Here is a 15,499-nt window from a genome sequence, read left to right as displayed (position 1 = left end):
TCAACCCACCCCCTGCAGGTGGCTGAGCACGGGCGCCTGACCCGCGGTGAGCTGGACGCCGACCACGTCGATACGCACACCGGCCCACCGGACGTCCTGCTCGGCCAGCCACAGCGCGGCCAACCGGCGGATCCGGCGCACCTTCTGCGCCGTCACGGCCTCGGCCAGACCGCCGAACCCATGACCGGTCCGGGTCTTCACTTCGACGAACACCACCGTGCGCGAAGACTCGTCCACGGCGATCACGTCGAGTTCGCCGTAGCGGCATCGCCAGTTGCGGGCGACTATCCGCAACCCCAGAGCCGTCAGATGCTCGACCGCCAACCGTTCGCCCAGTGCGCCGATCTCGGCTCGCGTCATTGCTGTCATGAGAACACCGTGCGGACCCGGTCCGACAGCACCGGCCAGATCCCGGGCAGCGACAACGGGTTATCCCCAGATCTGATTTCATCCACAGGCAGGGATCATGTGCCGACGACCCAGGAGCGACCGTGACAGATCAACAAACCAAGTTCGAGCGCTTCACCGCCTTGCACGCCCAGGACGAAGTGCTGGTGATGCCGAATCCCTGGGACGCCGGCTCGGCACGACTGCTGACGAGTGTGGGCTTCGAAGCCCTCGCGACCACCAGCGCGGGCTACGCTTTCTCGCGGGGCAAACGGGATTCCGTTGCCGCGCTTACCAGAGCCGAGGTGCTTGCGAACGCCTCCGAGATCGTCGCGGCGACGCACTTACCCGTCTCGGCTGACCTCGGCAACGGCTTCGGGCACGCGCCCGACGTCTGCGCGCAGACCATCAGGGCCGCGTGCGACATCGGCTTGGTGGGCGGGTCGATCGAGGACGCGACCGGCGACCCCGGTGCACCGATCTATCCGCTCACCGAAGCCGTCGAACGGGTCCGCGCCGCGGCCGACGCCGCCCGCGACCTGCCTTTCGTGCTGACCGCCAGAGCCGAGAACCACCTCTGGGGATCAGCTGATCTGGCGGACACGATCGCGCGCCTGAAGGCCTATTCCGAAGCAGGGGCCGATGTTCTGTATGCCCCGGGACTTCCCGACCTCAAGGCGATCAAGGCCGTGTGCCAAGCCGTCGACAAGCCGGTCAATGTGGTCATGGGACTGCGCGAGCCGACCTACTCGGTGGCGCAACTGGCCGAGGCAGGCGTGCGGCGCATCTCTGTCGGAGGGTCGTTCGCCCGCGCCGCGCTCGGCGCGGTGATGCGTGCAGCCCGAGAGGTGAGGTCGTCAGGAACGTTCACCTACGCGGCCGATGCGCTCCCCGGATCAGTGATCAACGAGTACCTGCCGCCGATCGGACCCGACGCGCTCCCATGAGGGCGCGCGGCTACTTGGGCGTCGCCTTGACCGCAGGTGCCGCGAAGGACGTCGCAGGCGCGGTCGGCGGGGTCGAGACGGTTGCCGTCGCACCCAACGTCATCCCGCCCATCTGAGTCGGGATGCTCGGCGCGGCAGCGGTCTGGCCCATCCCGACGGTCGCCCCCAGGGCTCCGATCGCCGCGAACCCGCAGGTCGCCGCCACCAGTTTGATCCGTCGCGAAGCCACCGCACGTTGCGCGTTCTTCATGGTTTGCGCTCCTCTCTGTCTACGACGCGCCAGATGGTTTCAGTGCGCCGATGAGAGGACGCTGAGAAGCGCCCTGACCAGCCGGGATGCGCAACTTGTGCGCCGTTGCGGACCCCGCTGACGTGCTCGGGAACATTCCGGCCCACACTGACGGGATGATGCCCGGGCACTGGGGAATCGCCGCGCGCTCGGCAGTCGTGGCCGCGACCGTGGTGCTGATCGCGCTCGCCGCGGCGGGCGCCGGGCTCATCGTGTTGCTGTACCGGATCATGATCACCGACGTCGACGACGCGGCCACGGCACGCCTGCACGACATCACCGCGAGCCTCCGAGCCGACCCGGTCGACCAGATCGACGCCGAGCTGCTCGCCACCGATCAACGGGTGGTCGGCATCCAGGTGATCGACGCCGACGGACGCGTGCTCAAGCGGTCCGGCGATGCACCCGACCAACCCATGGTCGCCCTCTCACGCTTCGGCCCCCACCCCACGGTCGGGATTCCCGTCGACGCCGTGCCCGATGACGACGTGCGGATCAGCGGCAGGCAGGTCACGACGCACGACGGGCGCTTCACCATCCTGGTCGCGGGCGGCACCGAATCGGTCGAATCCACCGTCAAGACCGTCGGGCGGCTGCTGCTGGCAGCCGCGCCGGTGGTCATCCTGGTCGTCGCGATGGTGACCTACGTGCTGGTGAAACGCTCGCTCCGGTCGGTCGACGCGATCCGCAGCCGGGTCGCCGAGATCTCCACATCAGATCTGTCGGAACGGGTTCCGGTGCCCGACGGGCGCGACGAGATCTCGGCACTAGCCACCACGATGAACGAGATGCTGGCGCGCCTGGAAGTCGGTCACACCGTGCAGCGGCAGTTCGTCGGCGACGCCTCCCACGAGCTGCGCAGTCCGCTCACCACGATCATCTCGGCGCTCGAAGTCACCCGCGCGCACCCCGAACTGCTGGATCAGGAGCTGGCGCAGACGACGTTGATGCCGGAGGCGCAGCGGATGCGGTCGCTGATCGAGGATCTGTTGCTGCTGGCCCGCGCGGACGAACGCGGCCTCAACCTGCGGCACGATGCGGTCGATCTGGAGGAGCTCGTCGGGGCCGAATTGGCCCGGCTGAAGCGGGAGACCACGGTGTCCGTCAGCTCCGACGTCGAGCCTGCGCAGATCGTCGGCGATGCCCGTGCGCTGTCGCGCGTGCTGCGCAACCTCACCGACAACGCGGTGCGCCATGCCAATTCGCGGGTCACGATCAGGGTCGAGGCCCGCGCCGGCCGCGCCGTGCTGAGCGTGTGCGACGACGGCCCCGGCATCGCCGTCACCGAGCGCACCCGCGTTTTCGACCGCTTCGTGCGGCTCGACGCCGACCGTGCGCGCAGTGCGGGCGGCACCGGCCTCGGGTTGGCCATCGTCGCGGAAATCGTTGCGGCACATGGTGGCGACATCACGATCGAAGACGCGTCCGGCGGCGGCACGGCGATGGTCGTTCAGTTCCCGCTGTCCTCGGACTCGAGCCGGTAACCGACCCCCCGAACGGTCGCGATCGTGTTGGTGCCGAACGGAACATCGATCTTGAGCCGCACATATCTCACGTACACCTCGACCACGTTGGCCGGGCCCGAGTAATGCGAATCCCAGACGTTGCGCAGGATGTCGGTCTTCGTCACGACGGTGTCCTTGTTGCGCATCAGGAACTCCAGCAGACAGAACTCCTTGGCCGTCAACTCGATGAGCGTGCCGTCGCGCGTCACGGTCTTGCGGGCCGGGTCGAGCACCAGGCCCCCGGCGGACATCACAGCCGGACGGGCCGGCGCGCCGCGCCGCTGCAACGCCCGTAGCCGCGCCATCAGCACGTTGAACGAGAACGGCTTGGTGAGATAGTCGTCGGCGCCGAGATCGAACGCGTCGGTCTCGTCGAGCTCGCCGTCCTTGGCGGTCAGCATCAACACGGGTGTCCACACGTGTTTGGCCCGCAGGGTGCGCAGCACTTCATAGCCGCTCATGCCGGGCAACATGATGTCGAGGACGATGACGTCGAAGTCTTCCTCCACCGCGTGGTGCAGGCCGTCCACGCCGTTGTCGGCCGTGACCACCACGGCGCCCTCGGCCCGAAGGCCCACGCTGAGCATCGCCGTCAGACGCGGCTCATCGTCGACGATCAGAACCCGCACGGGTGAATTGTCACCCCACGCGCACCGCGCGGCAGCGCGTCCGCCCCGGTTTGCCGGTCTTCTTCGTGCTTCGCGATGCCCGCCGGTAGGGTCGTTAGGCAACGCTGGGCTAACAAAGACCAACTGACAACGTCGTGAGCGGCGCGGAAGGAACCTACGGATGCGAAACACCTGGCGCCGGATCGCGGGCCCCGTCCTGTCGATCGCCTCGATCGTCGCGCTCACGCTCGGGGCGACCGCGTGCTCAGGTTCCGAGCAGAGCGACGAGCTGCTGATCTACAACGCCCAGCACGAATCGCTGACCAAGGAATGGATCGACGCGTTCACCAAGGAGACCGGCATCAAGGTCACCTACCGCCAGGGCGGTGACACCGAGCTGGGCAACCAGCTGGTGGCAGAGGGCGCCGCGTCACCGGCCGATGTGTTCTTGACGGAGAACTCCCCCGCGATGGCGGCCGTCGAGCAGGCCGACCTGTTCGCCGACGTGGCGGCGGACACCATCAAACAGGTTCCCGCGCAATACCGTCCGGCCACCGGTAAGTGGACCGGTGTCGCGGCGAGGACCACGGTCTTCGCGTACAACACCACCAAGCTGCGGCCCGAACAGCTGCCCAAGTCCCTGCTGGATCTGCAGCAGCCGACGTGGAAGGGCCGCTGGGGTGCGCCCCCGGCAAAGGCCGATTTCCAGGCCATCGTCGCCGCGCTGCTCGCGCTCAAGGGCGAACCCGCCACAGCCCAGTGGCTGGCGGGCATGAAAACCAACGCCGTCGCCTACAAGGACAACATCGCGACGCTCAAGGCGGTCAACACCGGCGAGGTCGAAGGCGGCGTGATCTACCACTACTACTGGTTCCGCGATCAGGCCAAGGCCAAGGAGATCAGCGGCAACACCGCGCTGCACTACTTCGGCAACGGCGACCCCGGCGCGTTCCTGTCGCTGTCGGGTGGCGGGGTACTGAAGTCCAGCAAGAAGCAGCAGCAGGCCCAGCAGTTCCTCCAGTTCGTCACCAGCAAGGCCGGCCAGGAAGTGCTGCAGCAGGGCACGTCGTTCGAATACCCGGTGGCCAGCGACGTTCCGGCGAACCCCGCCCTCAAACCGCTCAGTGAGCTGCATCCGCCCGCCGTCGATCCGTCCGACCTGGACGCCAAGAAGGTGTCCGATCTGATGACGGCAGCGGGTCTGCTGTAAGTGCTGTGGTAGCCCCGCCGGTCACCCGGATCCCGGCCCGACGATCGGGACCGTCGACCCGGCCCGGACCTGTGATGACGGTTGTCGTGGTGGTCCTCGTCGCTGCCACCGCGATCCCGCTCGGCTACGTCGCGTGGGCGATCGTCACGACGGGGCCGGCCCAGGCCCGCGAGTTGCTCATCCGCCCGCGGGTCGGCGAGTTGCTGGTCAACACAGTGGGTTTGGTGGCGTTGACGGTTCCGCTGTGCGTCGTGCTCGGCGTCGCGGTGGCCTGGCTCGTGGAACGTTCGGACCTGCCGGGCCGGGCCGTGTGGCGGCCGCTGTTCGTGGCGCCGCTGGCGGTGCCCGCCTTCGTGAACAGCTACGCGTGGGTGGGCGTGATCCCGTCGCTGCACGGCATGGCCGGGGGCGTGCTGGTGTCGACGCTGTCGTACTTCCCGTTCGTGTATCTGCCGGCGGCCGCGACGCTGCGCCGCCTGGATCCGGCCGTCGAGGAGTCGGCACGGACCCTCGGATCGGACACCGCGGGTGTGACGCTGCGGGTCGTGCTGCCGCAGCTTCGGTTGGCCGTGCTCGGCAGCGGCTTGTTGATCGCCGTGCATCTGCTCGCGGAATACGGCGCTTTCGCGATGCTGCGGTTCGACACCTTCACCACCGCGATCTTCGAGCAATTTCAAGCGACCTTCGACGGGGCGGCGGGCAGCATGCTCGCCGGTGTGCTCGTGTTGTGCTGCCTGGTGCTGCTGGTCGCCGAGGCCGGTGCCCGGGGCGAGGCTCGCTTCGCGAGGATCGGCGCGGGAGCGCCGCGCCGCCCGACGCCGATTCCCCTGGGCCGCATGATGTTTCCGGCACAGGCCGCCCTCGCCGCACTGCTCGCGGCGGCACTGGGGGTACCGGTGTGGACGATCGTGCGGTGGTTGTGGATCGGTGGCCCAGGTGTGTGGGCACTCGACGATCTCGGTTCCGCGTTGGGACAGACCGTCGCGCTGGCGACCGCGGCTGCCGCCGTCACCACGCTGCTCGCGTTTCCGGTGGCGTGGGTCGCGGTGCGCTGCCGCGGCGCGCTGCCCCGGATCGTCGAGGGCGCCAACTTCGTCACGAGCTCACTGCCCGGCATCGTCACCGCGCTCGCGCTCGTCACCGTCGCGATCCGCGTCGTCCCCCCGCTGTATCAGACCGTTGCGTTGATCCTCGGCGCCTACGTGCTGCTGTTCATGCCACGCGCGCTGGTGAGCCTGCGGGCGGGATTGGCCCAGGTTCCGATCAACCTGGAGGAGGCATCGCGGGCGCTGGGCAGTTCCCCGTCGGGCACGTTCACCCGAATCACGTTGCGCCTCACCGCTCCTGCCGCGGCGGCCGGTGCGTCACTGGTGTTCGTGGCGGTGGCGACCGAACTGACCGCGACGCTGCTGCTGGCCCCCACCGGGACGCGCACCCTGTCGATGCGGTTCTGGTCCTACGCCAGCGAACTCGACTACCCCGCGGCGGCACCGTACGCGCTGGTGCTCGTGGTGCTGGCAATCCCCGTGACACTGGTGCTGTTCCGCCAGTCGACGAAGGTGGCCGCGCTGTGAGCACGCCGACCCTGCAGACCCGCAACCTGGCGAAGTCGTTCAACGGCACCACGGTGCTGCATGACATCGACCTGGACCTGGCGCCGGGCACCGTCACCGCGGTCGTCGGTGCATCCGGGTGCGGCAAGACCACGCTGCTTCGACTGATCGCCGGTTTCGAATCCCCCGACGCCGGTTCGGTCACGATCGACGGACGCGAGGTCGCCACCGCCCACCGCCACGTGCCCGCGCATCAACGCGGGGTCGGCTACGTCGCGCAGGACGGTGCGCTGTTCCCCCACCTGACCGTCGGGCAGAACGTCGGCTACGGCCTGCGTGGTGTGCTGCGCGGCCGCGCGGCACGCTCCCGGATCACCGAGCTCCTCGAAACCGTGTCGCTGGACGGTTCTTTCGCCGACCGCCATCCCCATCAGCTCTCCGGTGGCCAGCAGCAGCGGGTGGCGCTGGCCCGGGCGCTGGCCCGCCGTCCCGCGCTGATGCTGCTCGACGAACCGTTCAGTGCGCTCGACACGGGCCTGCGCGCCTCCACCCGCAAGGCCGTCGCAGCGACCCTCGCCGACGCCGGCGTGACCACGCTCTTGGTGACCCACGATCAGGAGGAGGCGCTGTCGCTCGCCGACCAGGTCGCGGTGATGCGGGACGGCCGGTTCACCCAGGTCGGTGCGCCCATGCAGGTGTACCACCATCCGCGTGACCGGTTCACCGCGGAATTCCTCGGCGACTGCGTGACGCTGGCGTGCACGGTGTCGGGCGGATTCGCGGACTGCGCGCTGGGCCGTATCCCGGTGCAGCCGGGCGTTGACGACGGCACCGCGACGATCCTGCTGCGCCCCGAACAGCTTGTCGCCACCGCGGTTTCGGACACCGAAGGACCGTCGGGGGTGGGCACCGTCGTGGCAACGGAGTTCCTGGGCCACGATGTATTGCTGACCATCGACCCGGCCGGTGACGCGGCTCCGGTCACCGTCCGCCAGCACAGCCTCAATCCGCCGGCGGTGGACACCAAGGTCCGGATCAAGGTGCTCGGCAGCGGAACGGTTTTCCGGTGAGCGCACCGGCCTCGCTGACCGAATGCCTACGCTCCCATGGTGATCGGGTGGCGGCGTACACCGCCGAGGAGCAGTTGAGCTACCTCGCCCTGGCCGACCGCGTCGAAACGGCCGCGGCCGCGCTCGGCCCGGGTCGCCGCCTGGTTCTGCTGGAGACGCACAACGACATCCCCACCCTGGCGCACTATCTCGGTGCGCTCGCCGCGGGGCACGTGGTGATTCCGGTGCCCGCAGGCCGCGATCACGACGCGATCATCGCGACCTATGACCCCGATACCGTCGTGGACGCGGCGGGTGTGCGGCACCGACGTCGCGAAAGCGCCCACCGGCTGCACGACGAACTGGCGCTCTTGCTGTCCACGTCGGGCAGTACCGGATCCCCGAAACTGGTGCGGTTGTCGCGCACCAACCTGATCAGCAATGCAGCCGCCATCGCCGAGTACCTCGACATCCGTGAGACGGATTGTGCGGCAACCACGCTGCCGATGTCCTACTGTTACGGCCTGTCCGTCGTGCACAGTCACCTGCTGCGCGGCGCAGGCCTGATCCTCACCGACGCCTCCGTCGTCGACGACGAGTTCTGGGCACTGTTCCGGCGCCACCGCGGCACCAGTTTCGCCGGTGTACCGCACACGTTCGAGTTGCTGGACCGCATCGGCTTCGCCGGCATGGATCTCCCCCACCTGCGCTATGTCACGCAGGCCGGCGGACGCATGCCGCCCGAGCGGGTCCGCGAGGTCGCAACGCTGGGCAGGCGCCGTGGCTGGCAGCTGTTCGTGATGTACGGCGCCACCGAAGCCACCGCCCGGATGGCGTATCTGCCACCGGAGCTTGCGGTGACGCACCCGAACAGCATCGGCAGGCCGATCCCCGGCGGATCGTTGTCGATCGACACCGGGGGCGACTGGCCGGACGGCGTGGGTGCATTGGTCTACCGGGGCCCGAACGTCATGATGGGCTACGCCCAGCACCCCGCGGATCTGGCGCTCGGAGCCACCGTGGACGAGCTGCGCACGGGCGACATCGCCCGGTGCGGCGCCGACGGTCTCTACGAGATCATCGGCCGCGCAGGCCGTTTCGTGAAGCTCTACGGCCTGCGGATCGATCTTCAGCAGCTGGAGGCCACGCTGTCGCGCCATGGTGTCGACGCGTTGTGCACCGACGACGACGGCGGCATCGTCGTCGCGGCCGTCACGTCGCACGGCGCGCCCGAGGTGGCTCAACTGGCAGCCGACGCGGCCGGTGTACCCGCGGTCGCGGTCCGCGCCACCGTGGTCGACTCGTTGCCGCGCCTCCCGTCGGGCAAGCCCGACTATCTCGCGGTACGTGCGCTAACCGCTGACGACGGGATGGCCGATTCATCGGACCTGCGGCAGCTGTTCGCCGACGTTCTGCACCTGGATCCCACGAGGATCGACACCGACGCGAGCTTCGTCGACCTCGGCGGAAACTCGCTGTCCTACGTCGCGATGTCGGTCCGGCTCGAACAGGCCCTCGGGCGGCTGCCCGCCCGGTGGCACCTGATGCCACTGCGTGACCTCCGCCCCACCACCGCACCCAAGCGCCGGTGGGGTGCGACGGTGGAAACCAGCGTCGCGCTGCGGGCCGCCGCGATCGTGCTGATCGTCGGTTCGCACGCGGACCTGTTCAAACTGTGGGGCGGCGCGCATCTTCTGCTCGGTGTCGCAGGCTACAACTTCGGCCGCTTCTGCCTCACACCGGTGTCGCGCGAGCGGCGGGTGCGCCACCTGCGCACCACCATCGCGTGGATCGCCGTGCCGTCGATCATCTGGATCGCGATCGCCCTGGTGCTGACCGACGACTATCACGCGTCGAACCTTTTGCTGGCCAACAAGATCCTCGGGCCGCCCGACAGCATGACGGCGGGCCGGCTGTGGTTCGTCGAGGTGCTGGTGTGGATCCTGGTGGCGCTCACCGCAGTCTGCTGGCTGCCTGCCGCTGACCGCTGGGAGCGGCACCGCCCGTTCGGATTCGCCGCGGCCTTCCTCGCGTTCGGGGTGGCGCTGCGCTACGACGTGGCGGGGTTCGGGCTCGGCCGCGAAGCCTGGTTCACGGTGCTGGCGTTCTGGTTCTTCGCCGCCGGTTGGGCCGCCGCCAAGGCCACCACCACGTGGCACCGGGCAGCCGTCACCGCGGTGCTCGCGGTCGGGCTGGCGGGTTACTTCGGCAATCCGCACCGGGAGGCCCTGGTGTTCGCCGGGCTGGTGTTGCTCATCTGGCTGCCTGCGCTTCGCTGTCCCGCCCCGGTCGCGGTGGTGTGCGGCCTGCTCGCGGAGGCGTCGCTGTACGTCTACCTCACACACTTCCAGGTCTATGCGCTGTTCGGTGGGCACCCGTTCATCGGGGTGTGCGCGTCACTGGTGGTCGGGGTGGCGCTGACCTACCTCGTGACGTGGGCCCGTTCCCGGCTGGCGAGCAGACGCGCGGGTACCCGACACGCCGCATATTCGGGTACCTACGCGTCTTTTCGGCGAGGAAAGTCAGCCCACGACGCGCTCGGCCATGAGCCCTTCCTGGACCAGCGTCGCGGCGACGGCCCCGTCCGCGCGGATCAGGCTTGAAGTGATCACGCCGCGGCCCCGCGCGGCGGCCGGTGACGTCGATTCGAGCAGATTCCACTCGCCTGCGCGCACCGGACGGTGGAACCAGATCGACGAATCGGTCGTGCCGCTGCGATGGCTGCGGGACCGCATGCTGTGCCCGTGCACGGCCAGCGCGGGATCGATGCCGTAGAGATCGGTGATGTACACCGCGATCAGGGTGTGCAGGAGCGGTTCATCCGGCAGCTCCGCTGTGACGCGCCACCAGAACCGCCGCACGAACGCGCCGTTCACCGTGTCGTCCGCGATGCGGATGTCGAACTCGTCGAGCGGCACCGCGGGCGCGGGGCCGGGAGGGCCGGTGCGCGGCAACGACTCCGGATCGTGCGGCAGGTTTCGTACACCGTGCTCCGGGCCGGCGAGCGCGGTCGCGAACGACACCGTCGCAGTGGTCAGCATCCGGCCGTGCTCGTACGCATCGACTCGGCGGGCCGCCGCGGTGCGCCCGTCGTAGGTCGGTTGCACGCGATACGTCACGCGCTCGCCCGCGTCGCCACCGCGCAGGAACTGCAGGTGCATGTTGGTCGGCGCGCGATCCGGCTCGACGGTCCGGCATGCCGCGGCCAGGCTCTGCGCTGCCAGCAGGCCACCGTAGGCCCGCTTGCCGGCAGGCCCCGCAGCGGCGCCGGCCCAGCCGTCCGGGGCGTCCGCCAGGCGGAGCAGCCCAGGCAGCACGCTCACTTCGCGGTGGATCCGGTTGCGACCGTGCCCGATTCGGCCAGTGCGGTGATGGCGTCACCGCTGAGCCCCAAGTGGTCGGTGAGCACGGCGACGGTGTCGTCACCGAGCGCGGGCGCGATCTGAGGGGGCGGGTAGGCGCCGTCGATCGCCATGGGCAGGCCAGGTGCCAGGTACGTGCCGATGCGCGGCTGCTCCAGCGGTGTGAACAACGGGTTCGCCGTGACCTTCTCGTCGACGGCCACCTCCGCGAAGCTGCGATAGCGCTCCCACAGCACCGATGTGCTCGCCAGCGCCGTGGTGATCTCGTCCGCGGTGTGCTCGCTGAACCACAGCGTGAACAGCCCGGTCAGGGCGTCGCGGTGAGTGAAGCGCTGACCTTCGTCGGTGAAATCGGCACCCAGCGTCTCGGCAAGTGCGGCAACGGCTTTGGTGGTACCGGTGACCTCGGTGAGATCGCGGAAGTGCCGGCCGGTCAGCGCGACGAGCATGAAGGCCACGCCGTCGCTGCTGGTGAAGTGCTGACCATAGGTTCCGAACAGCGTGTTGCCGAGCCGCTCACGGCCGGTGCCGTTGACCATCACCTCGGTGAGGAAGCCCAGATTGCCCGCGGTCGCCAGGGCGACGTTCTCCAGCGGAATGCTGATCCGTGCCCCGGTGCCGGTGGAATCCCGATGCCGCAGTGCGGCACTCACCGCGAGCGCGACGTACAGCCCACAGCTCACGTCCCAGGCAGGCAGCACGTGGTTGACCGGACTGGCCAGCTCCGGCGGACCCGTCACGAGCGGGAAACCCAGGCCCGCGTTGACGGTGTAATCCACCCCGGTGCCGCCGTCGGCACGTCCCGACACCTCGACGTGGATCAGGTCGGGCCGCAGTGCGGCCAGCGTCTCGTACGAATGCCATTGCCGTCCAGCGACATTGGTGATCAGCACGCCTGCCTCGGCGATCAGCCGCTGCACCAGCTGCTGCCCGTGCGGTGAGCGCAGATCGGCGGCCACCGAACGCTTGCCCTTGTTCAGCCCGGCCCAGTAGATGCTGTCGCCGCTCTCGGTGACGGGCCACCGGTGGTAATCGGCCGCGCCGCCGATCGGGTCGACCCGGACCACCTCGGCGCCCATTTGCGCGAGCGTCATACCGGCCAGCGGCACCGCGACGAAACTCGAGATCTCGATGACCCGGACACCGGCCAGGGGCCGCGACGTTGCAGGTTCGCCCATCCGGTCAAGCTATCAAGCGCGGCTGCCCACGAGCTTGACCGCAGCCGCCTCGATGGTGTCCTCGGACAGCAACACCTGCAGCGCCGCGTCACCGAGCGGGATGAAACTGTCGCTGCCGGCCACCTTGACCACGCGGCCGGTGTACCCGTGCGACAGCAGTTCGGCCAGCACGCCTTCCCCCACTCCCCCGGTTTCGCGGGTTTCGTCGACGATCAAGACGCGGCCGGTGGCGTTGGCCTCGCGCATCATGTCGTCGACCGGCAGCGGGGCCAGCCAGCGCAGGTCGACCACGCGGGCGCTGATGTCCTGATCGGCGAGCCGACGGGCCACCCGCAGGCTCATCCACAGGCCGTTGCCGAAGGTGAGGATCGTCAGGTCGGTTCCGTCGCCGTAGGTGCGGGCGCGGCCGATCTGCACGGCCTGGGTCGGATAGGACGCGAGCCACTCGCCGTCGCCGTCGGCGTACAGATCCTTGGTGTGATACAGCGCGATCGGTTCGAGGTAAAGGCACACCGCGCCTGCCGTTTTCGCCGCCGCCACACATGTGTGCAGCATGGCTGCCGCGTCGTCGGGGCGGGCCGGCGTGGCGATCACGACCCCGGGGATGTCCCGGACGGCCGCGATCGAGTTGTCGTTGTGGAAGTGCCCGCCGAAGCCCTTCTGGTAGCCGTACCCCGCGATGCGCACGACCATCGGATTGCGGTACTGCCGATCGGAGAAGAACTGCAGGGTCGCACCCTCACCGCGGATCTGGTCGGCCGCGTTGTGCAGATAGGCCAGGTACTGGATCTCGGGAATGGGCAACAGACCCGAAACCCCCGCGCCGAGCGCGAGGCCCAGGATGGTCTGTTCGTCGAGCAGCGTGTCGAACACCCGCGCGGGGCCCGCGCTGCCCTGCAGGCCTCGCGTGACTCCGTAGACGCCGCCCTTGCGCGCGACGTCCTCCCCGAACACCATGGCTTCGGGGTATCGGGCCAGCACATCCTTGAGGGCGCGGTTGATCGCCAGCGCCAGGGTCAGGCCGTCGGCGGCCGGACCGGGTGCGACGACGGAGACGGCCTTGGCTTCGTCGAGCGTGTCGCGCAGCGGCCGCGCCACCGCCGCGGCGCTGTCGAGCTGCGGCGACTCGCTGACCTCGCGCGCCAGGTCGATCACCGCGCCACGCACGGTCTCGTAGCGCTCGATCACCTCTTGCGGAGTCAGGACGCCGTGCCGGACAAGGAGTTTCGCGGTGTTGAGCACGGGATCCCGGTCGAAATCGCCGGTGATCTCGTCGGGTTTGCGGTAGGCCGGCTCGTAGTCCGAACCGGCGTGGCCCATCAGCCGCACGGTGCTCAGATGCAGGAATGCGGGTTTGCGATGGCTGCGCACCCAGTCCGCCGCGGCCAGCGCGGTGTCGTAGGCGTCGGCCAGGTCGCATCCGTCCCCGGCGAAGTACTGCAGGCCCTCGCGGTTCGCGTAGGTGCGGGCCACCCAGCCGCGCGGTGTCTTGGTGCTGATGCCGATGCCGTTGTCCTCGCACACGAACAGCAGTGGCATGGGCAGGCCCTGGTACGAGGCGTGCAGCGCGGCGTTGATGGCGCCGACCGCGGTCGAGTGGTTCGCCGACGCGTCGCCGAAACTGCACACCGTCACGGCGTCGTCCGGCCACGCGCAGGGCACGTCGAGCTTGCGGGCCCGGGCGATCGAGAACGCCACGCCCACCGCGCGCGGCAGATGCGACGCGATGGTCGAGGTCTGCGGGATGACGTTGAGATCGTGGTGGCCGAACACTTTGTGCCGTCCGCCCGAGATCGGTTCGCTGGTCGCGGCGACCAGCCCGAGCAGCACGTCGCGGACCGGATCCGAACCGTCCACCTGTGCGGCGCGGGCCAGGTAGAAGCCGCCGGACCGGTAATGCAGCAGCGCGGGGTCGGTCGGGCGCAGCGCGGCCGCGACCGCGGCGTTGCCCTCATGGCCCGATGAGCCGATGGTGTAGAAGCCCTTGCCCTGCGCGCGCAGCCAGCGCGCCGCGAGATCCAGATGACGGCTCGCGAGCTGGGCGTCGAAGAGCGCCAACGCGTTCGGCACGGTCAGCGTCGACGCGTCGGGCCACGGCTCGGCTCCGGGCCCGGGCAGCGCCGAGACCGTCGTCGTGAAATGTGAATCGATGGCCTCTTGTCTGGAACTAGCCACCTGGCCTCCTAGCGCTCGTGGCGACTCTCAGCGGAACGCGCCGACTCCGGTGAGCGCCTGCCCGACGATCAGACTATGCATCTCGCTGGTGCCCTCGTAGGTCAATACCGATTCGAGGTTGTTGGCGTGCCGCATGACCGGGTACTCGCCGGTGATACCGCTGGCGCCCAAGATTGTGCGCGACACTCGGGCGATTTCCAGGGCCTCCCGCACGTTGTTGAGCTTGCCGACGCTCACCTGCTCGGGCAGCAGGTCGCCGGCGTCCTTACGGCGGCCGAGGTGCAGCGCCAGTAGGATGCCCTTGCCGTATTCGAGCGTCATGTCCGCAAGCTTCTGCTGCGTGAGCTGGAAGCCGCCGATCGGCCGGCCGAACTGTTCCCGTGACCGCGCATACCCGAGTGCGGTCTCCAGGCAGTCCCGCGCGGCACCGAGCGCACCGAACACGATGCCGAACCGGGCCTCGTTCAGGCACCGCAGCGGCGCACCCAGGCTCGTCGCGCCGGGCAGCCGGGCGCTGTCGGGCAGCCGGACACCGTCGAGCACCAGTTCACTGGTCACCGACGCACGCAGGGACATCTTGGATTTGATGGTGTTGGCGGTGAAGCCCGGGGTGTCGGTGGGGACGACGAATCCGCGGATGCCGTCGTCGGTCCTGGCCCACACGACCGCGACGTCGGCGACCGATCCGTTGGTGATCCACATCTTGGTGCCGGTGAGGATCCAGTCGTCACCGGAACGCGTCGCCCGCGTCCGCATGCCCGACGGGTTGGAGCCGTGGTCGGGTTCGGTCAGGCCGAAGCAGCCGATGCGGTGCCCGGTCGCCATGTCGGGCAGCCACTGCTCTTTCTGTTCGTCACTGCCGAACGCGTAGATCGCGAACATCGCCAGCGATCCCTGCACGCTGACGAGGGACCGGATTCCGGAATCGCCCGCTTCGAGTTCGAGGCACGCCAGGCCGTAGGCCACGGCCGAGGTGCCCGCGCAGCCGTAGCCCTTGAGGTGCATTCCGAGAAGTCCGAGCTCGCCGAGCTCGACGGCCAGCTCACGGGCGGGCAGGTCACCATCCTCGTACCAGGTGGCGATGTGGGGGCTGATCCTGCGCTGCACGACCGAACGGACGGTGTCGCGGATCTCGCGCTCCTCGACGCTGAGCAGCGCATCGATGCCGATCAGCGCGTCGGCGCTGATACCGGCCGAAACCCCCTGGGAGACAGCGGTTTGTGTCATGTGGTCTGG

At 69.1% G+C, this 15,499-nt stretch carries 13 protein-coding genes; 6 read left to right on the top strand and 7 right to left on the bottom strand.

The features are described from left to right. On the bottom strand, window positions 1–369 hold the full coding sequence (locus G6N67_RS26935) for a YraN family protein (protein ID WP_179976755.1): 369 nt from the start codon (window positions 367–369) through the stop codon (window positions 1–3). A 122-nt stretch (window positions 370–491) separates the two neighbouring features. Here G6N67_RS26935 and G6N67_RS26930 point away from each other — a divergent pair, with 122 nt between their 5' ends. Beyond that, window positions 492–1,334 carry an isocitrate lyase/PEP mutase family protein gene (locus G6N67_RS26930; protein ID WP_036436661.1) on the top strand — a complete coding sequence of 281 codons (843 nt, stop codon included), beginning with the start codon at window positions 492–494 and terminating at the stop codon, window positions 1,332–1,334. A gap of 10 nt (window positions 1,335–1,344) precedes the next feature. On the opposite strand, the gene G6N67_RS26925 is transcribed toward G6N67_RS26930, so the two are convergent. Then, window positions 1,345–1,584 carry a hypothetical protein gene (locus tag G6N67_RS26925; protein WP_036436658.1) on the bottom strand — a complete coding sequence of 80 codons (240 nt, stop codon included), beginning with the start codon at window positions 1,582–1,584 and terminating at the stop codon, window positions 1,345–1,347. Between the two features lie 155 nt (window positions 1,585–1,739). Here G6N67_RS26925 and G6N67_RS26920 point away from each other — a divergent pair, with 155 nt between their 5' ends. After that, window positions 1,740–3,107: a sensor histidine kinase gene (locus G6N67_RS26920; RefSeq protein ID WP_036438338.1), complete on the top strand. Its 1,368-nt coding sequence runs from the start codon at window positions 1,740–1,742 to the stop codon at window positions 3,105–3,107. Here G6N67_RS26920 and G6N67_RS26915 read toward each other — a convergent pair. Then, a complete protein-coding gene (locus tag G6N67_RS26915) occupies window positions 3,074–3,757 on the bottom strand; it encodes a response regulator transcription factor (protein ID WP_036436656.1) in 684 nt (227 codons plus the stop codon). The genes G6N67_RS26920 and G6N67_RS26915 overlap by 34 nt on opposite strands. 160 nt (window positions 3,758–3,917) lie before the next feature. Between G6N67_RS26915 and G6N67_RS26910 the strand changes: the two genes are divergently transcribed. The 4 genes from G6N67_RS26910 to G6N67_RS26895 all read left to right on the top strand — a co-directional run bounded on the left by G6N67_RS26910 (window position 3,918) and on the right by G6N67_RS26895 (window position 10,151). Continuing rightward, a complete protein-coding gene (locus tag G6N67_RS26910) occupies window positions 3,918–4,946 on the top strand; it encodes an iron ABC transporter substrate-binding protein (RefSeq protein WP_036436654.1) in 1,029 nt (342 codons plus the stop codon). 74 nt (window positions 4,947–5,020) lie between these two features. Further along, the gene (locus G6N67_RS26905) at window positions 5,021–6,520 is read left to right on the top strand and encodes an ABC transporter permease (protein WP_081812681.1); all 1,500 of its coding nucleotides are present in this window, start codon (window positions 5,021–5,023) and stop codon (window positions 6,518–6,520) included. Further along, on the top strand, window positions 6,517–7,569 hold the full coding sequence (locus G6N67_RS26900; RefSeq protein WP_036436650.1) for an ABC transporter ATP-binding protein: 1,053 nt from the start codon (window positions 6,517–6,519) through the stop codon (window positions 7,567–7,569). Before G6N67_RS26905 ends, G6N67_RS26900 begins: the two co-directional genes overlap by 4 nt. Before the next feature lie 47 nt (window positions 7,570–7,616). Further along, window positions 7,617–10,151, top strand: a complete 2,535-nt coding sequence (locus G6N67_RS26895) for an AMP-binding protein (protein WP_229477817.1) — start codon at window positions 7,617–7,619, stop codon at window positions 10,149–10,151. On the opposite strand, the gene G6N67_RS26890 is transcribed toward G6N67_RS26895, so the two are convergent. Genes G6N67_RS26890 through G6N67_RS26875 form a run of 4 tightly spaced genes read right to left on the bottom strand, consistent with a single transcriptional unit; the run spans window position 10,071 to window position 15,490 of the window. Further along, a complete protein-coding gene (locus G6N67_RS26890) occupies window positions 10,071–10,871 on the bottom strand; it encodes an acyl-CoA thioesterase domain-containing protein (protein ID WP_036436645.1) in 801 nt (266 codons plus the stop codon). The two genes, G6N67_RS26895 and G6N67_RS26890, sit on opposite strands and share 81 nt — an antisense overlap. Then, window positions 10,868–12,088 carry a CoA transferase gene (locus G6N67_RS26885; protein ID WP_036436643.1) on the bottom strand — a complete coding sequence of 407 codons (1,221 nt, stop codon included), beginning with the start codon at window positions 12,086–12,088 and terminating at the stop codon, window positions 10,868–10,870. Before G6N67_RS26885 ends, G6N67_RS26890 begins: the two co-directional genes overlap by 4 nt. Before the next feature lie 12 nt (window positions 12,089–12,100). Further along, the gene (locus G6N67_RS26880) at window positions 12,101–14,263 is read right to left on the bottom strand and encodes a thiamine pyrophosphate-dependent enzyme (protein WP_036436641.1); all 2,163 of its coding nucleotides are present in this window, start codon (window positions 14,261–14,263) and stop codon (window positions 12,101–12,103) included. Between the two features lie 27 nt (window positions 14,264–14,290). After that, on the bottom strand, window positions 14,291–15,490 hold the full coding sequence (locus tag G6N67_RS26875; protein WP_051578971.1) for an acyl-CoA dehydrogenase family protein: 1,200 nt from the start codon (window positions 15,488–15,490) through the stop codon (window positions 14,291–14,293). Between the last annotated feature and the right edge of the window lie 9 nt (window positions 15,491–15,499).

Source organism: Mycolicibacterium mageritense (genome assembly GCF_010727475.1).
Classification (GTDB): Bacteria; Actinomycetota; Actinomycetes; order Mycobacteriales; family Mycobacteriaceae; genus Mycobacterium; species Mycobacterium mageritense.
Note: the sequence above shows the minus strand (reverse complement) of the source record. Positions and strands in the feature narration are given on the sequence as shown.